Source organism: Paraburkholderia ultramafica, assembly GCF_902859915.1.
GTDB lineage: Bacteria > Pseudomonadota > Gammaproteobacteria > Burkholderiales > Burkholderiaceae > Paraburkholderia > Paraburkholderia ultramafica.
Window position 1 is genome coordinate 20,459 of sequence record NZ_CADIKK010000015.1, and the last position, 22,853, is coordinate 43,311.

The 22,853-nt window shown below is 64.5% G+C and carries 18 protein-coding genes; 8 read left to right on the forward strand and 10 right to left on the reverse strand.

The window, feature by feature from the left end; translation table 11 throughout:
* The first annotated feature begins 283 nt into the window (after positions 1-283).
* The 3 genes from aroQ to HV744_RS17070 all read left to right on the forward strand — a co-directional run bounded on the left by aroQ (position 284) and on the right by HV744_RS17070 (position 3,132).
* Positions 284-739 carry a type II 3-dehydroquinate dehydratase gene (aroQ, locus tag HV744_RS17060; protein ID WP_175150654.1) on the forward strand — a complete coding sequence of 152 codons (456 nt, stop codon included), beginning with the start codon at positions 284-286 and terminating at the stop codon, positions 737-739.
* Positions 736-1,692 carry a shikimate dehydrogenase gene (locus tag HV744_RS17065; RefSeq protein ID WP_246279072.1) on the forward strand — a complete coding sequence of 319 codons (957 nt, stop codon included), beginning with the start codon at positions 736-738 and terminating at the stop codon, positions 1,690-1,692. Before aroQ ends, HV744_RS17065 begins: the two co-directional genes overlap by 4 nt.
* Positions 1,693-1,761: 69 nt before the next feature.
* Entirely contained in the window at positions 1,762-3,132 is a 1,371-nt protein-coding gene (locus HV744_RS17070; RefSeq protein WP_175150655.1) for an MFS transporter, read from the forward strand.
* 85 nt (positions 3,133-3,217) lie between these two features.
* Here the strand turns inward: HV744_RS17070 and HV744_RS17075 are convergent, their stop codons facing one another.
* The 5 genes from HV744_RS17075 to HV744_RS17095 all read right to left on the reverse strand — a co-directional run bounded on the left by HV744_RS17075 (position 3,218) and on the right by HV744_RS17095 (position 7,957).
* Complete coding sequence (locus HV744_RS17075; protein WP_175150656.1) at positions 3,218-3,928, reverse strand: TetR/AcrR family transcriptional regulator; 711 nt, start codon at positions 3,926-3,928, stop codon at positions 3,218-3,220.
* Positions 3,929-4,022: 94 nt separating this feature from the next.
* Positions 4,023-5,312 carry an NAD(P)/FAD-dependent oxidoreductase gene (locus tag HV744_RS17080; RefSeq protein WP_175150657.1) on the reverse strand — a complete coding sequence of 430 codons (1,290 nt, stop codon included), beginning with the start codon at positions 5,310-5,312 and terminating at the stop codon, positions 4,023-4,025.
* 171 nt (positions 5,313-5,483) lie between these two features.
* Positions 5,484-6,290, reverse strand: a complete 807-nt coding sequence (locus HV744_RS17085; protein WP_175150658.1) for an anti-sigma factor — start codon at positions 6,288-6,290, stop codon at positions 5,484-5,486.
* On the reverse strand, positions 6,290-6,859 hold the full coding sequence (locus tag HV744_RS17090; RefSeq protein WP_175150659.1) for an RNA polymerase sigma factor: 570 nt from the start codon (positions 6,857-6,859) through the stop codon (positions 6,290-6,292). The genes HV744_RS17085 and HV744_RS17090 overlap by 1 nt, the downstream gene beginning before the upstream one ends.
* A 165-nt stretch (positions 6,860-7,024) precedes the next feature.
* Positions 7,025-7,957 (reverse strand): dihydrodipicolinate synthase family protein, encoded by a 933-nt coding sequence (locus tag HV744_RS17095; RefSeq protein ID WP_175150660.1) that lies wholly within the window; start codon positions 7,955-7,957, stop codon positions 7,025-7,027.
* A 170-nt stretch (positions 7,958-8,127) separates the two neighbouring features.
* On the opposite strand from HV744_RS17095, the gene HV744_RS17100 reads away from it, so the two are divergent.
* Positions 8,128-9,111: a LysR family transcriptional regulator gene (locus tag HV744_RS17100; protein WP_175150661.1), complete on the forward strand. Its 984-nt coding sequence runs from the start codon at positions 8,128-8,130 to the stop codon at positions 9,109-9,111.
* A 203-nt stretch (positions 9,112-9,314) separates the two neighbouring features.
* Positions 9,315-12,395, forward strand: coding sequence for a transglycosylase domain-containing protein (locus tag HV744_RS17105; RefSeq protein WP_175150662.1), 3,081 nt, complete (start codon positions 9,315-9,317; stop codon positions 12,393-12,395).
* A 96-nt stretch (positions 12,396-12,491) separates the two neighbouring features.
* Here the strand turns inward: HV744_RS17105 and HV744_RS17110 are convergent, their stop codons facing one another.
* The 5 genes from HV744_RS17110 to HV744_RS17130 all read right to left on the reverse strand — a co-directional run bounded on the left by HV744_RS17110 (position 12,492) and on the right by HV744_RS17130 (position 18,165).
* Entirely contained in the window at positions 12,492-13,721 is a 1,230-nt protein-coding gene (locus tag HV744_RS17110; RefSeq protein ID WP_175150663.1) for an ROK family transcriptional regulator, read from the reverse strand.
* A 31-nt stretch (positions 13,722-13,752) separates the two neighbouring features.
* Positions 13,753-14,550 carry an ATP-binding cassette domain-containing protein gene (locus HV744_RS17115; RefSeq protein ID WP_175150664.1) on the reverse strand — a complete coding sequence of 266 codons (798 nt, stop codon included), beginning with the start codon at positions 14,548-14,550 and terminating at the stop codon, positions 13,753-13,755.
* Between the two features lie 75 nt (positions 14,551-14,625).
* Positions 14,626-15,612, reverse strand: a complete 987-nt coding sequence (locus HV744_RS17120) for an ABC transporter permease (RefSeq protein ID WP_175150665.1) — start codon at positions 15,610-15,612, stop codon at positions 14,626-14,628.
* An 88-nt stretch (positions 15,613-15,700) separates the two neighbouring features.
* Positions 15,701-16,705 carry a sugar ABC transporter substrate-binding protein gene (locus HV744_RS17125; protein WP_175150666.1) on the reverse strand — a complete coding sequence of 335 codons (1,005 nt, stop codon included), beginning with the start codon at positions 16,703-16,705 and terminating at the stop codon, positions 15,701-15,703.
* Between the two features lie 428 nt (positions 16,706-17,133).
* A complete protein-coding gene (locus HV744_RS17130; RefSeq protein ID WP_175150667.1) occupies positions 17,134-18,165 on the reverse strand; it encodes a LacI family DNA-binding transcriptional regulator in 1,032 nt (343 codons plus the stop codon).
* A 192-nt stretch (positions 18,166-18,357) separates the two neighbouring features.
* On the opposite strand from HV744_RS17130, the gene HV744_RS17135 reads away from it, so the two are divergent.
* The 3 genes from HV744_RS17135 to HV744_RS17145 all read left to right on the forward strand — a co-directional run bounded on the left by HV744_RS17135 (position 18,358) and on the right by HV744_RS17145 (position 22,846).
* The gene (locus HV744_RS17135; RefSeq protein WP_175150668.1) at positions 18,358-19,512 is read left to right on the forward strand and encodes an ABC transporter ATP-binding protein; all 1,155 of its coding nucleotides are present in this window, start codon (positions 18,358-18,360) and stop codon (positions 19,510-19,512) included.
* Positions 19,513-19,533: 21 nt separating this feature from the next.
* Complete coding sequence (locus HV744_RS17140) at positions 19,534-21,519, forward strand: beta-galactosidase (protein ID WP_175150669.1); 1,986 nt, start codon at positions 19,534-19,536, stop codon at positions 21,517-21,519.
* 73 nt (positions 21,520-21,592) lie between these two features.
* Positions 21,593-22,846, forward strand: a complete 1,254-nt coding sequence (locus HV744_RS17145; protein WP_175150670.1) for an ABC transporter substrate-binding protein — start codon at positions 21,593-21,595, stop codon at positions 22,844-22,846.
* Positions 22,847-22,853 lie beyond the last annotated feature (7 nt).

Here is a 22,853-nt window from a genome sequence, read left to right on the forward strand (position 1 = left end):
AAGAACGCGCGCAGCGGCCAGCAGGCCGGGTTCGCATGCGTTGCCGCTGGGCATGCTGCAATGCGCAATACGGGCTAGTCAGTTACCTCCATGAGCAAGCCATAGGCCAGAATTGCCCGCATTAAAGGAAGTTTCGACAGTTTATGCAAACTAACTAGATGGTACAAATTCGTACAAACCCCGAATGACGGCGACCGCCAATGCGCGCACACTTTGCTACACGTTGTAGAGCCGCCGCGGGTGCCGTGGTCGCTTTGCGCCGCACTTTGCAGGAGTCATCGTTATGAGTTTTGCCTCGGTACTGGTCCTCAATGGACCAAACCTCAATCTGCTCGGCACACGCGAGCCGGCCATCTACGGCTCGGAAACGCTCGACGACGTCGCGAAACTCTGCCGCGACGCGGGCGAGCGCCTCGGCCTGTCGGTCGACTTTTGCCAATCGAACGCCGAGCATCAACTGATCGACTGGCTGCATGCGGCGCGCACCAAGGTCGACGGCATCGTGATCAATCCGGCGGCTTACACGCACACCTCGGTGGCGATCGCCGACGCGCTCTCCGCGATCGGGAAGCCCGTCGTCGAGGTGCACATCTCGAACGTGCATCGCCGCGAAGCGTTCCGGCATCACTCGTACGTGTCGGCGGTGGCGGACGCGATCATCGTTGGTTGCGGCACACAGGGCTATGTGTTCGCTCTCGAGCGGATGGCGACCATTCTTAAGAATAGGGCGGCGAAATGAACGTACAAGCGAACGTACAAGCGAACGTACAAGCGAACGTACAAGCAGGCACACGAGCGAACGTACCGGCGAACGCGCTGGTCAGCTCACAGGCAACACCCTATTCGTATCTGGTCGGCCTGATCGGCTCGGGCATCGGCGGCTCGCTGACTCCGGCGATGCACGAAGAAGAGGGCAGCAAACTCGGGCTCCACTACGTGTACCGCCGCATCGATATCGAGGCATTGAAGCTCGATGTCGCCGCGCTGCCCGATCTGCTGCTTGCCGCCGAGCGCATGGGCTTCAACGGTCTGAACATCACCTACCCGTGCAAGCAGGCGGTGATTCCGCTGCTCGACGAACTGTCCGACGACGCGCGCGCGCTCGGCGCGGTCAATACGGTGCTGTTCAAGGACGGCAAACGCATCGGTCATAACACCGACTGGTCCGGTTTCGCGCGCGCGTTCCAGCGCGGCTTGCCGGATGTGTCGCTGGAACGCGTCGTGCAACTCGGCGCAGGCGGCGCGGGCGCGGCGGTCGCGCATGCGGCGCTGAACATGGGCGCGCAATCGCTCACGCTGTTCGACGTGGACGCCGCGCGCGCCGCGTCGCTCGCCGACGAATTGCAGAAGCGCTTCCCGTCCAGCACGGTGAGCGCCGGCACGTCGCTTGCGGAGTCGCTCGCCGCCGCCAATGGCCTGATTCACGCCACGCCCACCGGCATGGCGAAATTGCCCGGCCTGCCGTTGCCGGTCGAATTGCTGCACCGCGATCTGTGGGTTGCGGACATCGTTTATTTCCCGATCCGCACCGCGCTGTTGCAGGCGGCCGAAGCGCTCGGCTGCCGCACGCTGAGTGGCGGCGGCATGGCGGTCTATCAGGCGGTCGATGCGATGCGTATCTTCACGGGGCTCGAACCGGACGCCGAACGCGTCTACAGCCACTTTCAGTCGTTGTTGCAACGCCCCGCATGAACTCCCCTTGGGGACGCTAACCGGCTGCGTATGACCGGTACACAACCAGATCGAGGAGACTAGCCCGACATGCCGCAACCGATTCAATCCAGTCCCGCCGACGTGCCACTTCAGAAGGGCGCCACGGTGAGCACCCGACGCCGTTCGAAAGCCCGCTTTCAGATTCTCGCGCTGCTCGCCGTCGGCACGATGATCAATTATCTCGACCGCACGGTGCTCGGCATCGCGGCGCCGCAATTGACGAAGGAACTCGGCATCAACGCCGCCTTGATGGGGCTGCTGTTCTCCGTATTTTCATGGAGCTATGTGGCCGCGCAAATTCCGGGCGGCCTGTTTCTCGACCGCTTCGGCAGCAAGCTCACCTACTTCCTGTCGATGACGTTCTGGTCCCTGTGCACGCTCGCGCAAGGGCTGGTGCACGGCATCGGCGGGCTGTTCGCGTTCCGCCTCGGCCTCGGCGTGTCGGAGGCGCCATGCTTTCCGACCAACAGCCGCGTGGTGGCCACCTGGTTCCCGCAGAGCGAACGCGCGATGGCGACCGGCACGTACACGGTCGGCGAATACATCGGCCTCGCGTTTTTCAGCCCGTTCCTGTTCATGCTGATGGGCGCGTTCGGCTGGCGGTCGCTGTTCTACGTGGTGGGCGGCGTCGGCATTGGGTTCGGCTTGATCTGGTGGATGTTCTATCGTGAGCCGCGCGATCATCCGTCGGCGAATCAGGAGGAGCTGGACTATATCGAAGCCGGCGGCGGCCTCACGCACCGCAAGCAAGGCGCTGATGCGGCGGGCGCTGCGGCCGCTGCCGCGAAGAGCGGCTTCGAATGGCGCACCATTGGACGCCTGCTCAAGCATCGTCAACTGACGGGCATCTGTCTCGGCCAGTTCGCGGGCAATTCGACGCTGGTGTTCTTCCTCACCTGGTTCCCCACGTATCTCGCCACCGAACGCCACATGGCGTGGCTGAAGATCGGCTTCTTCGCGATCATGCCGTTCATTGCGGCGTCGATCGGCGTGATGTTCGGCGGCGTCTTCTCCGACTGGCTGCTGCGCCGCGGCAAGTCGCCGAACGTGGCGCGCAAGCTGCCGATCATCGCCGGCCTGCTGCTCGCGTCGACCATCATTCTCGCCAACTACGTCGAGAGCAACATGGTGGTGATCGCGATTCTGTCGGTGGCGTTCTTCGCGCAGGGCATGGCCGCGTTGGGCTGGACGCTGGTGTCGGATATCGCGCCCGACGGGCTGCTCGGCGTGACTGGCGGCATCTTCAACTTCGCCGCGAACCTGGCCGGCATCGTGACGCCGCTGGTGGTGGGTTTCATCGTCGCGGCAACCGGCTCGTTTGTCGGCGCGCTGGTGTTCATCGGCGCGGTCGCACTGATCGGCGCGCTGTCGTACATCTTTATCGTCGGCGATATCAAGCGGATCGTGCTGGTGGATTGAACGGTCCGGTTCGACCAAAAAAACGGGACGTGGCGAAAGCCATGTCCCGTTTTTCATTGCAGGCCTGCATGAGCAAAGACCGGCTTCAATCGTCCTTGCGCACGAAACGCAGGACCGCATCGACGATCATTGCGCGATGCCGCGCACGCAAGCGCGGATGCGACGGGTCGCGGCCGAACGCGGTGCCGAACGTATGGCGATTGCCGACGCGGTGAAAGCACAGCGAGCTGATCAGCAAATGCAGATCGATCGGGTCGATGTCGCTGCGGAACTGTCCTGCCGCGATACCGCGCGCGAGCAGATCTTCGATGGTGTGAATGACGGTGACATTGCGGCCCTTGAACGTCTTCACCTGCTCGACGTACTTCGCGCCGTGAATATTTTCGATCGTCACGAGGCGCACGAAGTCGCGCTGGCGGTCGTGATAGTCGAACGTAAACTCGACCAGCGCGCGCATGCCCTCGACGGGGTCGAGTTCGCTGACGTGCAGATCCTGTTCGAGCGCGCGAATGTCGCCATACACCTTTTCCAGCACCGCCTGGTACAACCCTTCCTTGCTGCCGAAGTAGTAGTACAGCATGCGCTTGGTGGTGTTCGTGCGCTCGGCGATCGCGTCGACGCGTGCGCCCGTCAGTCCCATCGCGGAGAACTCCTGAGTCGCGACTTCGAGGATGTTGCGCTTCGTCTGTTCGGGATCGTACTTGCGCCGGGCGTCGCCACGGCGGGCGTCGGAACGCGGAGTGTCGGACGGGATGCCGTTGGTATCAGGCTCGGCGGCCTTGCTTCCCTTTTTCATTGTGTATTCGAGCGGCAGTGACGGCGCATTCTAGCATGGCGAAACTGGCCTCTGGCGCGGGTCTCAGGCATAAGTGGCGGCGTATTGCGATGCGTCAGCCGAGGGAGCGCGCAGGCCGGCGACGCGCGGCGAGCGCGTCGCGCGTCTGCATCGCGGTATAGGTCAGTTGCGCGGCCGCGAGACCGAGCGTGCCGAAGACAGGCGTCAGCCCGAAAGCCGCGAACGCGTCGGGCACCGGACGCTCGCCGGCAATGGCGGCCGCCAGCAGTTCGCCGGACACGGTGGTCGGCGCCATGCCGTGTCCGCCGAAGCCGACCGCGTACCAGACGCCGTCCGCGCTGCGGCCGATTTGCGGCATCTTGTGCCGCGCGTAGCTCATCAGGCCGCCCCACGCGTGCTCGATGCGCACGTCGTGCAATTGCGGATAGACCTTCACCAGATCGCGCCGCAACAGCCGGGCGATTGCTGCGGGCGCGCGGTCGCGCACCGAGACGCGGCCGCCCCACAGGATGCGCGTGTCGGGCAACGGCCGGTAGTAGTCGAACGCGAAGCGGGTGTCGTAGACGGCGGCGCGCGTGTCGAGCGCGTCTTTGAGACGCGCGCCGAGCGGTTCGGTCGCCATCACGTAGGTGGCGATCGGCAGCACCGCGCGCTCGACCCGCGCGTACACGTTGCGCGCGTAGCCGCCGCCTGCCATCACGACGTGGCGCGCTTCGAGCGCGCCTTGCGGCGTGTGCACGACGAAGCCGGCGCCTTCGCGCTGCAAGCGCACGACCGGCGAGCGCTCGTGGATCGTCACGCCCGCGTGAGCCGCGGTGCCGGCGACGCCGAGCACGTACTTGAGCGGATGAAAGTGGAACGCGTTGCGTTCGAACAGGCCGCCGTGATAGCGGCGGGTCTTCAGTTGCGAAGCAAGCTGCGCGGCCGGCACGGGTTCCCACTCGACGCCGAACGAATCGCGCATCAGCCGCCGCTGCGCGTCGAGCCGGGCCGGTTCGTCGAACCAGTTCGCGAGGATCACGCCGGCGTCGGTCGCGTCGCAGTCGATGTGGTAGCGCGCGATGCGCTGGCGCATCAGATCGACGGCGTCTGTGGTCAGCGTATAGAGTTCGCGAGCGCGCGCGGGGCCGAGGGTTTTCAGCAAGTCGGCGCAATCGAGGCTGTAGCCGCCGAACACGAAGCCGCCGTTGCGGCCCGACGCGCCGAAGCCCACCTGCTGCGCTTCGAGCACGACGACGTCGTCGACGCCGCGCTCGGCGAGTCCCAACGCGGTCGACAATCCGGCGAGCCCGCCGCCGATGATGCAGACATGGGCGCTGCGTCGGCCGGCCAGCGGCGCATAGGCGGACGAGCGGGTGACAGTGGCTTCGTAATAGCTTTGCATGCGGCTAGGGTAGCGGCAATCGGGCGCTCGCGTCCAGTTGCGTTGCGATGGCGGGGTTGAAAAGGCTAGTGAAGCGCCGCTGCAGTACCCATGAAGCGATGCGCTAACAAAAGGAAAAGGCCGGCATTCGCCGCAGCGAACGCCGGCCTGGCAGACGGCGGATGACCCGGCTCAGGACACCGGCAGCAGCTTGCCGGTGAACACCACCGGACCGCTCGGCGCATTGTGATCCGGCGAGCCGCCCGGCGCTTCGATCGACACCGCCAACGCCTCGTAACTCTCCGGCGTCTGCTGACCAGCCGTGACCTTGCCGCTCGCGTCGTTCGGCAGCATGCCGAGCGATACCGGATGCCCGCTCGCCGGAATACCCCACAGCTCCATCTCGCGGCCAGGGGGCAGGTCGACCTTGCCGAGCGGATGCAGCATCATCGTCGAGTGGGTTTCATCCCACGCCACCAGCATGACCGGATGCGCGTCCTTGTCGTTCAGCACGGCGACGTGCGAAACGGCCGCTTCCGCTTGCTGTGCGACGCTCGGCGCGGTGGCCGGTGGCGTCGTGGACGGCAACAGCGAGCGCACCGCGACCACCACAGCGATGGCGGCCAGCCCCGTCACGCCAATCGCCCAGCCGCGCCAGAACGCGAGGGTGTCGAACAGGCTGCGCGACGGACGCGCCGGCGTTTCCGCCACGGTGAGCGGCTGCGCGGCCTCGCGCGCGTTGTCACGTACGCTGTTGCGTACATCAGTCAGGCCCAGACGCCGCTCGATGGCTTCCCATACGGCCGTCGGCGGCACGCGCGGCTCTCCGAGTTCGGCCATCGGCGAAATGCGCCGCTGCCATTCGTCGATCGCTGTACGGATCGCCGGGTCCTGATCCGCATACCGCTGAAAACGCCGCCGCGCGCCGCCGCGCAACGTGCCGAGCACGTACTCGGCAGCCAGCAGATCGACGAGCTGAGGATAGCGAGTCAGATTCATCACTCGCCTCCCAGGCAGGTTTTCAGCTTGGCGAGGCCGCGCCTGATCCAGGATTTGATGGTGCCGAGCGGCACCGTCAGCACTTCCGCGATCTCGCTATGGCTCCGGTCGTGCAGGTACGCGAGCGCCACCGCCTGACGCTGCGCCGGTTCCAGCTGCTGCATGCAGCCGGCCAGCAAGCGTGCTTGCAGGCTGACCGCGGTCAACGCTTCGGGATCCGGATCGCCGGTTGCCACGAGATCATCCAACGCATCGCTCCATTCGGTTTCCTGCGTGTTGACCCGCCGCAGATGATCGAGAGCACGGTTTCGGACGATCGCCGACATCCACGTCATCGGGGCCGACAGCGTGCGGCGATATTCGCCGGCAAAGCGCCAGATATTGACGAAGCTGTCCTGCAAGACTTCTTCGGCCCATTCATGCCTGCTCAATATACGGAGCGCGAGACCAAACAGTTTCGGCGCGGCGAGATCATATAGCTCGCGCAATGCCGCGGCATCTTCCCCGGCAATGCGTTCGAGCAGCGCGGCGAGGGTTTCCGGCGTCAGTTCTCGAGGATTGGCGGTCATGGGAAGAAGTAGGTTGAGCTTTGCGGGCCTATGTTACTCAATTTCTTCCCGAACGCTTGTCGATCAGCCGGCAAGCATTCGGACCGCAATGGGTTGGCTTGCCCGCGCTTCGATGCCAGTCAACGCGGGCTGCCGGGTGCCAATGGACGGGCTTCAGGACTCGCTTTAGCGGCCCCAGCGCAGCACCAGCGGATCGAGCCGCCGTGCGACTTTCAACAATCCTTCGCGGGTGGCCGGGTGCATTGCCGGGAACGGATGACGCACCGCGTCCGAGCGAATCACGCCGCCTTCCTTCATCAGCGCCTTGCACGACGCGAGGCCGCCCTGGCGGTTTTCGTAGTTGATCAGCGGCAGCCACTGCTGATAGTGCGCGGCGGCCGCTTCGGTATCGCCTGCCGCATAGGCGTCGACGATCAGACGAATGCCGTCGGCGTAACCGCCGCCGGTCATCGAGCCGGTCGCGCCCGCATCCAGATCGGCCATCAGCGTGATGGCTTCTTCGCCGTCCCACGGACCCGCCACCGCATCGCCGCCCAGTTCGATCAGCTCACGCAGCTTGTTCGCCGCTTGCGGCACTTCGATCTTGAAGTACGACACGTTGTCGATCTCGCGCGCCATGCGGGCGAGAAACGGTGCGGACAACGCGGTGCCGCTGACCGGCGCATCCTGGATCATGATCGGAATCTGAACTGCATCGGACACCGTACGATAGAACTCATAGATGCCGCGCTCGCCGATGCGGATCGTCGCGCCATGATACGGTGGCATGATCATCACCATCGCGGCGCCCGCGGCTTGCGCGCTGCGGCTGCGTTCGGCGCACTGGTGCGAGCTGAAATGCGTGGTCGTGACGATCACCGGCACGCGGCCCGTGACGTGTTCGAGCACGACGTGCATCAGCGTGTTGCGCTCGTCGTCGGAAAGGGCGAACTGCTCGGAGAAGTTCGCCAGAATGCACAGGCCGTTCGAACCCGCATCGATCATGAAGTCGATGCAGCGTTTCTGGCCTTCGAGGTCGAGACGGCCGGCGTCGTCGAAGATGGTCGGCGCGACCGGGAACACGCCGCGCAATGCGGCTGGATGGGATGCCTGGGTCATGGTGAGGTCGTTGTCCGTGGTGGTCGGCGAAGGTATTTGAATGTCTCCAGCGCCGACTATACGGCGGCCCGCACCGCAGGTATATTGAATTGTTTCCATCTTGTGATCGCTTTTGCGACTCACCCCCTGTAACTCGCCCATCGCGACTCGCCGATTGCAACCCGCGCGCCATGAAAGACACCCTGAACGTCCTGCTGTCGAAACTCCGGATAAAGCAACTGCAATTGCTGATCGCGCTCGACGACCTGAAGTCGCTCCACAAAGCCGCCGGCGCGATGTCGATGACGCAGTCTGCGGCCAGCAAAGCGTTGCAGGAACTGGAGTCGATGCTCGACGCGCCGCTCTTCGAGCGCTCGAAGACCGGCATGATCCCGAACCAGCTCGGCCATTGCGTGATCCGCTACGCGCGCCTCGTGGCGACGGATCTGACCGCGCTGTGCCAGGACGTCGCCGAAATACGCTCGGGGCGCGGCGGGCGGCTCGCGGTCGGCGCGATCATGGGCGCGATTCCGGCGTGCGTGGTGCCGGCGCTGAACCGGCTGCATGCCGGGCAGCCGAACCTTTCAATCGAAGTGGTGGAAGACACCAGCGCGCGGATGCTGCCGCAACTCGACGACGGCCGGCTCGACCTGGTGATCGGCCGCGCGGCGGTGGCGGCCGATCCGTCGAAGTATCACTATCGTCCGCTAGGCGACGAGCCGTTGTCGGTGGTGGTGGGCTACAGCCATCCACCGTTGCCGAAGAAGGAAGTACCGTTGCGCGATCTCGCCGGTCATCGTTGGGTGATGTATCCGTCGCACATGCCGTTGCACGCGTTGCTCGAACGGGAAATGGATCTGGCCGGCCTCGAGATGCCGGACAGCCCGATTTCGACGGCATCCACGTTCGTGACAGTCGCGTTACTGCACAGCAGCCCCGAACTGGTTTCATTGCTGCCGAGCGCGATTGCCGCGATGTTCGTCCAGCGGAAGATGCTGCGCGTGGTGCCGGTCAGGCTGAAGTCGCCTTCGCAAACCTTCGGCGTCGTGACACGCAAAGGCGGCGTGCTGTCGCCGCCGGCCGAGCAATTCATCGAATTGTTGCGTGGACAGGTGCCGGAGCCGCCGCCGGCGCGAGTGCAAAAACGGGCGGTGCAGAAGCGAAAAACCGCCTGAAACAGCGCTTTTTCGATATATTTTTCAGTACGTGGAGGACCTTCAATATCTCACGGCGATTCGCATTTTGCTATGGGTTGCGAAGAGGTGTTGTAGCCACGACACGTCGGGTAAATCCGACCGATGGCCGCTTCCGGTTCAGCCTACACTGGTTTGAAGTGAGCCAGGGTCGGGAGCCTGGCTATCGCTCGGGGAGAGCAGCCATGAATCGGCCACTGCTTCGGTTTCCGCTTCGCGCGACCGGCACCGCGTCTGTCTGGAAGTGGCTCAAATGGGGGCTGGTGGCGGCGTTCGTGCTCGCGCTGGCATGGGTGGCACGGCTTGTCCAGGTCGAGATCGAAACGTCACGGCTGCAGGCGCGCTACCTGTCCGAGCTGACCCGCGACGTCGGCTTTTCCGTCGCCGACGGTCCCAGTCATTCAATCCGTTTTCCGCAAACTGACAAAGGCCCTTACGACAGCCGGCTCGGCTACGCGTTGCTGCCTGCGATCCAGCAGCGCCTGCTGCAACGCGGGTTTGAAATCAGCGCGCAGGCGCGCAATTCCGAGCGGATGCTGTCGTTAGCCGATAACGGCCTGTTTCTGCCGTACGCTGAAAAAGATACCGCTGGCCTGCAACTTTTCGACGGCACCGGCGCGCCGCTTTACGACGCGCAATTTCCGGGCCGCGTGTATGACGATTTCGATGCGATCCCGCCGCTGGTCGTGAATTCGCTGCTGTTTATCGAAGACCGCTATCTGCTCGATCCGAGCCAGCCGGACCGCAATCCGGCGATCGACTGGGGACGCTTCAGCCGCGCAGTGGCCGACCAGGGCCTGCGCGTTTTCAATCACCATCAGTCGACGCCCGGCGGCAGCACGCTCGCCACGCAGATCGAGAAATTCCGCCACTCCGCCGGCGGCCGCACGGCGACGCCGCCGGAGAAACTGCGGCAGATCGCATCCGCTTCGGTGCGGGCCTATCTGAATGGTCCGCAGACGCTGCCGGCGCGTCAGCAGATCGTCGTCCGCTATCTGAACTCGGTGCCGCTTGCCGCGCAACCGGGAATCGGCGAAATCAACGGCATTGGCGACGGTCTCGCCGCGTGGTACGGACGCGATTTCGACGAGGTCAACCGTGTGTTGAATGCGCCGTCGACCGAACAGAACCTGGCCGAGCAAGGCAAGGCGTTCCGCGAGGTGCTCTCGTTGATGATCGCGCAACGCGCGCCCTCGTATTTCCTGCATCACGGCTATGCCGAACTCGAACGGCTGACCGACAGCTATCTGCGGCTGCTGGCGACCGGCGGCGTTGTGTCGATGCCGTTGCGCGATGCCGCGCTGTCCGCGCATGTCGAACTGCACCGTACGCCCGCCAAAACGCAGAGCGCCGAATCGTTCGTGTCGCGCAAGGCCGTCACGTCGATGCGCTCGCATCTGCTGGAGGCACTCGGTGTGCCGAGTTTCTATGAACTCGACCGTCTCGATCTGCAAGCGAAGGGCACGCTCAACAACGCGGTGCAGCAGGCCGTCAGCGAACGGCTCGCGGCCGCCGCGACACGCGACGGTGCGAAAGCGGCGGGCCTGGTTGGTTACGAAATGCTGCGCGCTTCGGACGACCCGTCGAAAATCGCGTACAGCTTCACGCTGTTCGAACGGCGTGACGGCGCGAACCTCGTGCGTGTGCAAACCGACAGCGTCAACCAGCCGTTCGATATCAACTCCGGCGCGCGGCTCAATCTCGGTTCGACGGCGAAACTGCGTACCCTGGTCACGTATTTGCAGATCGTCTCCGACCTGCATACGCGTTATGCACGGTTGAGCACAGCGCAGCTGAAAGCCGTGAAGCCCGATCCGAACGACTGGCTCACGCACTGGGCGCTCGACTATCTCGCGCATACCTCGGACCGCTCGCTGCAAGCAATGCTCGATGCAGCCGTGGAACGCAAGTACTCGGCCAGTCCCGGCGAGACGTTCTACACGGGCGGCGGCGCGCAGACCTTCAACAATTTCGAGGCCGACGACAACAGCCGCATCCTCACCATCCACCGCGCGTTCCAGCACTCGGTGAATCTGGTGTTCGTGCGGCTGATGCGCGACATCGTCCACTACGAGATGGTGCAGACGACCGGGCCGTCGGCGCAATGGCTGGGCGATCCGGCGATCCGCAAGATGTATCTGACGCGCTTCGCCGATCAGGAGAGCCGCGTGTACATGAACCGCTTCTACACGAAGTATCACGGCAAGACGCCCGATCAGGCGTTGGCGCTGTTGCTGCTAGGCGTGCGCAAGTCGCCGCCCAAAGTGGCGACCGTGTTGCGCAGCGTCGCGCCGGACGAGTCGAATGCGTGGTTCAGTGCGAAGATGCGCGCGGCGTTGAAGAACACGCCGGCCGCGTCGATGCTCGACGATGAGGATCTGGCGAACCTGTACGCCAAATACGCGATCGACCGCTTCAATCTGAACGACCGCGGCTACATCGCGAGCGTCCATCCGCTTGAACTGTGGACGCTCAACTATCTGCGCGCACATCCCGCCGCTACGCTCAACGAGATTCAGAACGCGAGCCGCGAGGTGCGTCTGTCGACGTATTCGTGGCTCTTCAAGACGCGCTATCACGCGACCCAGGACCGCCGCATCAAACGGATGGTCGAACTGCGCGCGTTCGACGCGATCGGCAAATCGTGGCAGGCGCTCGGCTATCCGTTCGCGACGCTCACGCCTTCGTTTGCGGCGGCGATCGGCGCGTCGGGCGACCGGCCCGCTGCGCTCGCGCAGCTGATCGGCGTGATCGCCAACGACGGCAACAAAGTGCCGACCGAAAGCCTCACCCAACTCGACTTCGCGAAAGACACGCCGTACGAAACGCACTTCCAGCGCGCGGCGGTGGCGCCGCAGCAGCAGTTGTCGCCGGAGATCACGGGGGTGGTGCGAACGCTGTTGCGCGATGTCGTGACGGGCGGCACGGCGAAGCGTCTCGCGCAGGGCATGACGTTCCCCGATGGGCAGACGCTCGCGGTGTACGGCAAGACGGGCACCGGCGATCAGCGCTTCAACGTGTTCGCCAAAGGCGGGCGGCTGATCGAGTCGCGCAAGGTGAATCGCAGCGCCACCTTCGTGTTCGCGATGGGCGACCGTTTCTACGGCACGCTGACCGCGTGGGTGCATGAACCGTATGCGGCGCGTTACGAATTCACGAGCGCGCTGTCGGTGCAGTTGCTGAAGTCGATGGCGCCAGTGTTGCAACCTTTGCTGGCCAGTCCGGCTGCGAAGACTGTTTCTGTCACGAAGGTCTCTGAGCAGTGAGCGCGTGTGGAGGCGGGTCTCGATTTATAACCGGGGATGTTGCCAGCGATCTCCGCGCTTGACGGGTAACGCAGGCAGGCACGGGCAGCGCCTGGCTCAATAAGCCGTTTCGGACGCCGCCGGTTTGAGGAACAGCTCATGCACCGGCGCGAAGTGCGCATACAGCGGCAGAATCGCGCCGCCCATCGCACGCGCATCGGCGCCGATCGCGCCTTCCAGCAATTGCGGGCGCACCATCCCTTCCCATTCGAAACGATCGAGCACGCGCTCGGTACGGCGAATGATTTCGCGCACCAGTTGCCGGTCGAATTCACCGTCGATCACAATCGCTTCGAGGTCGAGCAACGCGGCCGCATTGGTCAGCGCGTTGGCGATCGCGGGACACGCGCTATCGAGCCATTGCTCCGTGTGCCGCCATAGCTCGGGCAACAGCGCGCGATGATCGTGCGCGGCGGCGGCCGGCGCGCCCGCATCGCGGAACAGCTTTTCCAGCACGAAGCCCGAGGCCGCGTGCAGCAATTGCCGCGCGGGTTTGCGCGCGCTGCCGTCGCGCAGCGGAATCGAACCGACCGCGCCCGCGTTGTCGTGCGGTCCGCCATGCAGCCGGCCGTCGACCACGAGGCCGCCGCCGATGAAGGTGCCGACGAACAGATACAGAAAATTGTGAATGCCGCGGCCCTGGCCCATCACGAGTTCGGCGGCGCAGGCGGCCGTGGTGTCTTTGGCGAACTCGACGGGCAGGCCCGTCATCGTGGCGATGCGGGTGCGCAAGTCGATCTCGTTCCAGGCCTCCAGCGCGTCGGGCGGCGCGCCGAGAAAGTCGCGCCAGCCGCCGAGCCACAGCGGCGCCGCGACGCCCACGCCGACCACCTTGCCGGCCTTCTCGCCAAGCGTCTGATTCACGCGCGCCAGTTTGCTTTCGAGCGCGGGGAACAGCGTGCGCGGATCGGGATACGCGTACTCGAAGACATCGCGGCTCACCACGTGAGCGGCGAAGTCCATCGCCAGCACGTCGAGACTGCGGCGTCCCACCTTGATGCCGATCGTGTACGCGCCGTCCGCGCGCAACGCGATCGGCACCGACGGCTGGCCGATTTTGCCGCGTACGCGCGCCTGCTTTTCGAGCAGGCCGTCGTCGATCAGACGGTCGACGATCATCGACACCGTCTGCATCGACAGACGCGTGAGGCGGCCCACGTCGGCTTTCGGCAGCGGTCCGTGCAGGCGGATCGTCTGCAACACGATGCGCTCGTTGAACTGCCGCATGCCGACCTGATTCGAGCCGACCGTGCGTTTGAGGGGCGAGCGCGCGCCGCTGGTATCCATCGTCGTGACCCCGCTCAGTTGAAGGCTCGCGTCATGCAATCGCCTTGACGTCGGCTTCCTTCGCGCCGGTCATGATCGCGACCGCCTCCGACATGTGCACGTCGCTCCTGTTGACGAGCGCGGCGCGCCGGCCGAGGCGCTGGATATGAATGCGGTCGGCGACCTCGAACACGTGCGGCATGTTGTGGCTGATCAGGATCACCGGCAGGCCGCGATCGCGCACGCGCCGGATCAGTTCGAGCACCATGTTGCCTTCCTTCACGCCGAGCGCGGCGGTGGGTTCGTCGAGAATCACCACGTGCCGTGCAAAGGCCGCGCTGCGCGCCACGGCGACGCCCTGACGCTGGCCGCCGGACAGCGTTTCGACCGCCTGGCGCATCGAGCGGATGCCGATCTGCAGATCCTTCATATGCGCGGTCGCTTCTTCGAGCATGCGGCGCTTGTCGATCATCTTGAAGAGCGAGCCGCGCCAGCCTGGCTTGAGCAGTTCGCGGGCGAGGAACAGGTTTTCGGCGATGCTCATGGCAGGCGCCACCGCGAGTTCCTGGTACACGGTCTCTATGCCTTGCGCACGCGCGTCCAGCGGACTGCGGAATTTGACCGGCTTGCCGTCGAGCAGAATCTCGCCTTCGTCCGGTACGGTGGCGCCGGACAGCGCCTTGATCAACGACGATTTGCCCGCGCCGTTGTCGCCTATCACGGCGAGAATTTCTCCGGGCAGCACTTCGAAATCGCAACCGTCGAGCGCGGTCACGTTGCCATAACGTTTGATGAGTCCGCGCGCCTGCAGAACGGGCATCGCGGTGGAAGCTGAACCAGGGGTCGACATGACGGGCTCCTGTCGGCCTGAGTTGGCGCTTCAGCGCTTACTCAGGCCCCGTGAAAGAATTTTGCCGTTAAGTACTTAACCGCGACGATGGGAGAGTTTGTCCGCGGCTACCGCGAGAATCACCAGCATGCCGGTAATCAACACCTGGTAGACCGAAGAAACGCCGATCAACGTCAGGCCATTGCGGAACACGCCGACGATCAACGCGCCGAGCAGCGTGCCGACGATCGAGCCGCGTCCGCCGAACAGGCTCGTGCCGCCCAGCACGACCGCAGTAATGCTGTCGAGGTTCTCGGTTTGCCCCGCCTGCGGATCGCCGACGCCGGTGCGCGACACCGACAGCAGCGCGGCGATCCCGTAGATCGCGCCGGCCAGCGAATATACGGTGAGCAGGATCTTCTGCGACGACAGGCCCATCAGCCGCGCGGCCTCGGCGTTGTTGCCGAGCGCGTACAGGTGCCGGCCGGGCACCGTGTCGCGCAGCACGAACCAGGTGGCCAGATACATCAGCAAGGTCAGCACCGTGCCGTACGTGACGTCGGCCGGCCCGAGCTTGAACGTGTTGCCGAAGAACATGATCGCGTCCGGCAGGTTCGACACGCTCTCCGCGTTCGAATAGATCTGCGTGAGCGCGAACGCGATATTCAGCGTACCCAGTGTGACGATGAACGCGGGCAGTTTGATGCGCGTGATCAGCACGCCGTTGAGCGCGCCGAACAGCGTGCTCGCAGCGATTCCGCACAGAATCGCGAGTATCGGCGGCACGCCTAGCGTGACCGCGAATTTGGTCATGATGATCGAGCCGAATGCCATCACCATGCCGCACGACAGATCGATGCCGCCGGTCAGCACGATCAGCGTCTGGCCGATCGCGATGACCGCGACCACCATGGTCTGTTGCAGGATCAGCGAGAGGTTCTGGAACGACAGGAAGCGGCTGCTCTGCGAGATGAAGAAGGCGCAGGCCAGCACCAGTGCGATCAGCGGCCCGACCTCGGCAAGCGACGGCAAGCGGTCGGTGAAGGTGCGTGAATGGCTGGCGGGCGCGGAAGGAGTTGACATGATGGATGATCCTCGATACATGAACGTGACGCGAAAGCCACGCGGTAATTCAGGCGGCCCGCCGCGGCGGGCCGCTCTACGGTGCGCGTTACTTGTTGCCCCAGCAGTTGTCGAGGCCGAACTTCGTATCCTTACTGTCGATGCCGGACATCGGCTTGTCGGTGATCAGCGTCACGCCCGTGTCCTGATAGCCGGAGACCTTCTTGCCGGTCTTCGCATAGTCGACACCTGCGCTCACGCCGAGCGAGGCCATCTTCAGCGGATACTGCTGCGAGGTCGCGGCGATCGCGCTGGCCTTCACGTTGCGCACGCCTTCGCAGCCGCCGTCGATAGACACGATCATCACGCTCTTGTCCTTGCCCGCCGCTTTGAGCGCGCGATACGCGCCCGCTGCGGCCGGTTCGTTGATCGTGTAGACGACGTTGATGTCCGGTGACTTCTGCAGGCAGTTTTCCATCGCCGTCTGGCCCTTCGCCTGATCGCCGCGCGTGTCCTGGCTGCAGACCACCGACGGGTCGCCTTCCTTCACGCCGAAGCCTTCCAGGAAGCCGTTGTGACGCAGCACGCCGACCGATACGCCGGGCGCGAGATCGAGCGTGGCGATCTTCGCGGGCTTGCCGTTCAGCGCGGCCTTCGCGTATTTGCCGATCAGCACGCCCGCTTTGAAGTTGTCGGTGGCGAATAGGGCGTCGGTGGCGTCTTGCGGATCGGTCGGCGTATCGAGCGCAACGACCATCACGCCGGCGGCGCGCGCTTTCTTGATGCTCGGCACGATCGCCTTGGTGTCGCTCGGCGTGATCAGAATCGCTTTCGCACCGGCCGTCATCATGTTTTCGATCGCGGTGACCTGGCTCGCGTTGTCGCCATCGAACTTGCCGGCGGCGGTGATCAGCTTTGCGCCGTCTTTCGACGCGGCCGCTTCGGCGCCCTGTTTCATCTTCACGAAGAACGGGTTGGTGTCGGTCTTGGTGATCAGGCCGACGACCGGCTGATCGGCCGCCTGGCTCGCGCTCGCACACCATACCGCCGACGCCGCGACGCACATCGACACGATTTTGCTGGTGACAGGATGCCTGCGGGAATTCAGATTCATGGGACGCTCCTCCGGTTATGGGCAACGACGACGGTGTGGACTGCGTGGTGGTTGCGGCGCGAACGCTGCGCGGCTGCAACCTGGTTTTTTGACTTGATGCGCGGCGACGACGGTTTGTAGCGAAGCTTGTCGAAACTTGCCGCCTAAATCACTTTGGTTGATTTAGTACAGCAGGCGCAGCGACGCGCGTCAAGAAAGTGTTTCGAATGGAAGCTGCCGCGCGAAAACCCCGCCGGAAGGCGGCGGGCCTTACGTGGCGCGGCTTGGAGGTCGTGCTGCGGTGCAAAGTCGAGGGCAGGGACTTCGGGAAAGTCCTGGCTCGTGTGAAAGGCGTTTGAAATATGGATAAGGCGTTTTCGACGGCAAATGGCTTGCGTCGCGCGGGTATTCAGCGAACCCTGAAGTGCCCCGCCGCTGTTCCGGCTACATCACCGCGCGCGGGGTGCACCGGTGGAAGCCCGCACCACGAGTTCAGGCGCGGACGAAATCCGCATCGGCACGTTTGCCGCGCCGCGCCCCGCCTGTCCATATGACGACTCGATCAGCTCGCGCAGCAGCGACACCGCGAGGTCGGCGACTTCGACCGTCGGCACGGCCACCGTCGTCAACGCGGGCCGCGATTCGCGCGCGAGCTGGATGTCGGTGATGCCGACTACGGACAGGTCGCCCGGCACGTTCAGGCCGAGATCGGCAGCGGCGTGCATCGCGCCGAGCGCGGGCAGATCGTTGGTCGCGAAGATCGCGGTGAGCTTCGGATCGGCTTCGAGCAGCGCGCGGGCCGCGACGTAGCCGCCGTGGATCGTATCGGCTGCGTGTCGGACGCGGTTCTTCGGCGCGCCGGCCGCGCGCAGCGCGTCGACAAAACCTTCGTAGCGCACCGCGTGAATCCCCGAGGCCTTGCTGCCGACAATCGCGCCGATCCGCCGATGGCCGAGTTCCAGCAGATGCGCACCGGCCAGCTCGCCCGCGCGCCGAAAATCGACCGCGACGCACGGCAGTCCCGGCGGCTCCTGCGGCCGCTCCCACATGCACAGCACCACCGGCGTGCCGCGCGCTTCGGTCGTGTGAAGGTCGGCGAAGTCGAGGTTCGCGTTCGTCACGAGCACGCCTTCGGAGAGCGTCCCGGCAATCTGGTCGAGATACGCGCGGCCGCTCAATGGATCTTCATTAGTATTGCAGATGATCACGAAGTGGCCGCTCGCGCGGGCCGCGCGTTCGACGGCGAGTGCGAACTCCGGATAGAACGGATTGGCGATGCTCGACACCATCAGCGCGAGCGTCGGCGCGCGGCCTTCGGCAAGCGCGCGGGCGGCGAGGTGCGGGCGGTAGCCGAGCGCGTCGACGGCGTCGAGAACCCGCTGGCGGGTCGTCGCGCCGACGCGGCCGCGATTGCGCAGCACGTTCGACACGGTCGCGGGAGTGACGCCGGCATGACGCGCGACTTCGCTGAGTGTGGGCATGTTGTTTTCAATATTTGGGACGGCTGTTCGACATTTGCATCGCAGTCCAAGGCGCGGCACCATCTGTCGCACAGACAAACGACATCGGAGACAGGCAAGGCCCGGCGATCGCATGCGATCGATTTTTTTCGGCCTCGCTGATTAAGCGCTTAATCTCCGGCTTCGAGCTGATTAAATCACGGAGTCGATGCAATGGCGAGCATTTCGTTAAGAGGCGTGCAGAAGGTGTATGGCGACGGCGCGCCAGTGATCCGCGACGTCGATCTCGAGATCGCGGAAAACGAGTTCTGTGTGTTTCTCGGTCCATCCGGCTGCGGCAAGTCCACCTTGCTGCGGATGATCGCCGGCCTCGAAGATCTCAGCGACGGCGACCTGTCGATCGGCGGGCGGCTCGTCAACGACGTGCCGGCCGCGCAGCGCGGCGTGGCGATGGTGTTCCAGAGCTACGCGCTGTTTCCGCACATGACCGTGTTCGAGAACATGGCCTTCGGCCTCAAGCTCGCCAAGACTCCTAAAGAAGAAATCGACCGCAAGGTGCGGGAAGCCGCGCGCATCCTGCAACTGGAGGCGCTGCTCGAGCGTCGGCCGAAGGCGCTCTCGGGCGGGCAGCGGCAGCGCGTGGCGATCGGCCGGGCCATCGTGCGCGAGCCCGGCGTGTTTCTGTTCGACGAACCGCTGTCCAATCTCGACGCCACGTTGCGTGGCCAGACTCGCGTCGAGATCGCGCGGCTGCATAAGCAGTTCGCCAAAGCCAGCGTGGTCTACGTGACGCACGACCAGATCGAGGCGATGACCCTTGCCGACAAGATCGTGCTGCTGCACTCGGGCAAGGACACCGAGCGCTACGGCAGCATCGCGCAGATCGGCGCGCCGCTCGAGCTGTACCACCGTCCGAAGAGCCGCTTCGTCGCTGGCTTCATCGGCTCGCCGCGGATGAATTTCCTGCCGGGGAAAGTGGCGTCGATCGATCCGCGAGGCGTGCTCGTGACGCTCGATCACACGGCGGAAAACGTGCGTGTGCCGGTGAGCGGCGCGGGTCTGCAAGCCGCGCAATCCGTCACGCTCGGCGTGCGTCCCGAACACCTGGAGTTTGGCGGCGCAGCGTCCGACGCGCCCGCGGACGGTGTGCTGGTGCGCACCGTGTCACTCGTCGAGCAACTCGGCGAGCACAGCTACGTTCACCTCGATCAGCCCGGCGGCGCCGTGCTGATCGCCAAAGCGCCGGGCGATACGCGCCTGGCTCCAGGGGATCGCGCGAGCTTGCGCGTGCCCCGGCTCGCTTGCCACCTGTTTGCCGAAGACGGCTTTGCGGCCGCTTCGCTCGAATCCGTCGAACACTACGCCTGAAGAAAATTGAGGGACATTGGGATGCGCCTTGGAGTCTGTTATTACCCGGAACACTGGCCGGAGTCGATGTGGGAAGACGACGCTCGCCGGATGAAAGCCCTCGGCATCGCACAGGTGCGGATCGCAGAATTCGCGTGGAGCCGCATCGAGCCGACGTCTGGCGAATACGACTGGGGCTGGCTCGATCGCGCGATCGATGTGCTGGGCGCGGCCGGGCTGCAGGTCGTCATGTGCACGCCGACCGCGACGCCGCCCAAGTGGCTGATCGATCGTCATCCGGACATTCTGCCGATCGGCGCGGACGGCCGTCCGCGCGCGTTCGGCTCGCGGCGTCACTACGACTTCTCGTCGCCGTCGTATTTCACCGCGTCGCAACGCATCTGCACGGCGGTCGCGGAGCGCTACGGCAAGCATCCGGCGGTCGCGTACTGGCAGATCGATAACGAATTCGGCTGCCATCACACGGTGGTCAGTTATTCGCCGGCGGCGCTCGCGCGCTTTCGCGAATGGCTGAAGGCGCGCTATCACACGATCGACGCATTGAACGAGGCGTGGGGCACCGTGTTCTGGAGCATGGAGTACCGCAGCTTCGACGAGATCGACGCGCCGGTGGCGACCGTGACCGAAGCGCATCCTTCACACCGCCTCGATTACCGGCGTTTCGCGTCCGACGAAGTGGCGCGTTATAACCGCATGCAGGTCGAGATCATTCGCGCGCATTCGCCGGGCCGCCCGGTCGCGCACAACTTCATGCAGCTCTTTACCGAGTTCGATCATTACAAGGTCGCTGCCGATCTCGATGTCGCGAGTTGGGACAGCTATCCTCTCGGCGCGCTCGAAGAGCAATGGTTTGCACCGGACGTGAAGGCGCGCTGGCTGCGCAGCGGCCATCCCGACTTCGCGTCGTTCAATCACGACATCTATCGTGGCATGTCGAAGCTGCCGTTCTGGGTGATGGAGCAGCAGCCGGGTCCGGTGAACTGGGCGATGTGGAATCCGGCGCCGCTGCCGGGCATGGTGCGGCTGTGGAGTTGGGAGGCGTTCGCGCACGGCGCGGGCTGCGTGTCGTATTTCCGCTGGCGCCAGGCGCCATTCGCGCAGGAGCAGATGCACGCGGGACTGAACACGCCGGATAACCGGCTCGACGTCGGCGGCAACGAGGCAGCGCAAGTGGCCGGCGAGATTCGCACGGTGCTCGCCGCGCAGGCCGACGCCAACGCGGCGATCCGCTCGAAGGTCGCGCTCATGTACGACTACGAGGCGAAGTGGCTGTTCGAGATTCATCCGCAAGGGGCGGACTTTCACTATCCGCGCTTCGCGTTCGAGTATTACTCGGCGCTGCGTGCGCTCGGACTCGACGTCGATGTCGTGCCGGTCGACGCGCCGCTGGATGGCTACAGTCTGATCGTCGTGCCGCCGCTGCCGGTCGTGCCGGACGATTTCGCCGTGCGCCTCGCACGCTCTGGCGCGCAGGTGGTGCTCGGTCCGCGCACCGGTTCGAAGACACGCGACGTGCGCATTCCAACCAATCTGCCGCCAGGCGCGCTGGCTTCGGTGCTGCCGGCGCGCGTCTGGCGCGTCGAATCGATGCGGCCGAATGTGACCGAAGGCGTGCGTCTCGTGGACAGTCAGGATGCGAGTACGGATGATGGCTGCGCGCGTCACTGGCGCGATTTCATCGACAGCGAGGCGGCCGTTGCGCTCGACGTGCGTGCCCGTTTCGCGGACGGCCATCCCGCGTATGTGCGAAGCGGCGCGTTCCATTACTTCGCGAGCCTGTTCGATGACGCGCTGACGGTGCGTCTGCTCGAGCGGATCGCGCAGGAAGCTAACGTCGAGACCGTGCGGCTTGGCGACAGCGTGCGCATCAGCCGGCGCGGCGCGTTGACCTATGTGTTCAACTATGGCGACGCCACCCACACGCTCACCGGCGTCGCCGACGACGCTTTCGTGATCGGGTCACGTGCGCTCGCACCGCAAGGCGTGGCCGTCTACCGGTCGCGCTGACGAGCCGGCTTGAAGAGGATTCCATGCAGTAACGACAACGACGCAAAATCAAGGCATAAAGGAGACAGGCAACATGAAAATGAAACCACGCAAGTTTCTGTTGGCACTCGCACTGGCCGCGGCGGCCGTGGGGACCTCGGCCATCAGCACGGCGCAGGCCAGCACGCTCACGATCAACGTCGCGTACAAGGGCGCCAGCCAGCGCGCGGTCTGGCAGTCGGTGATCGACGAGTTCAGGAAGGCGCATCCCGGTGTCGACGTGAAGGTGTCATTTGTCGATGAAGAAGCGTACAAGGTCCAGTTGCCCGGCTGGCTCTCCACCGTCGCGCCCGATATCGTCAACTGGCATGACGGCGAACGGATGGCGTATTACGCGCAGCGCGGCCTGTTCGAAGATCTGAGCGGCGACTGGGCGAAGAACGGCTGGAATGACATGTATGCGTCGACCAAGGAAGCGTCGTCGTATAAGGGCAAGCAGTACGCTGCGCCGACCGTGTACTACTCGTGGGGCCTGTTCTATCGCAAGGATCTGCTCGAGAAGGCCGGCGTGAGCGGCGAGCCGAAAACGTGGGATCAGTTTCTCGACGCCGCCAAGAAGCTGAAGGCCGCCGGCATTACGCCGATCGCCGTCGCGGGCCGCGATGCGTGGACGCTCGCCGGCTGGTTCGACTATCTCGATCTGCGTCTGAACGGCAACGCGTTCCATCAGAAGCTGATGGCGGGCGAGATTCCGTACACCGATCCGCACGTGAAGAAGGTCTACACGACGTGGAAGCAATTGCTCGACGCCGGCTATTTCATCGACAATTCGCTCTCGTACGATCTGGACGCGGTGCAGCCGTTCCTGTTCCAGGGCAAGGCCGCGATGATGCTGATGGGCACCTTCATCACCGCCGGCTTCCCGCCGAACGTGAAGCCGCAAATGGGCTACTTCCAGTTCCCTGTCATCGACCCGAAGGTGCCGACCGCGGAAGATGGTCCGGTCGAATCGCTGCATATTCCGTCGAAGGCGAAGAACAAGGCGGACGCGCATGCGTTCCTCGCGTTCGTCGAGACACCTGAGATCGGCGCGCAACTGGCGACCGGACTCGGCTCGCTGTCGGCGAACAGCAAGTCGCCCGAACCCGAAGATCCGATCTCCAAGATCGGTTTCCAGATTCTGTCGAACACGAAGGGCGGTATCGCGCAGTTCTACGATCGCGATATGACCAAGGAAATGGCCGACGAAGGGATGAAGGGGATGCAGCAGTTCGTCTCCGATCCGACCAAGCTTGACGACATACTCGCGCAACTCGAGCAAACCCGTAAGCGCATTTACAAGAAGTGAGCGGTGG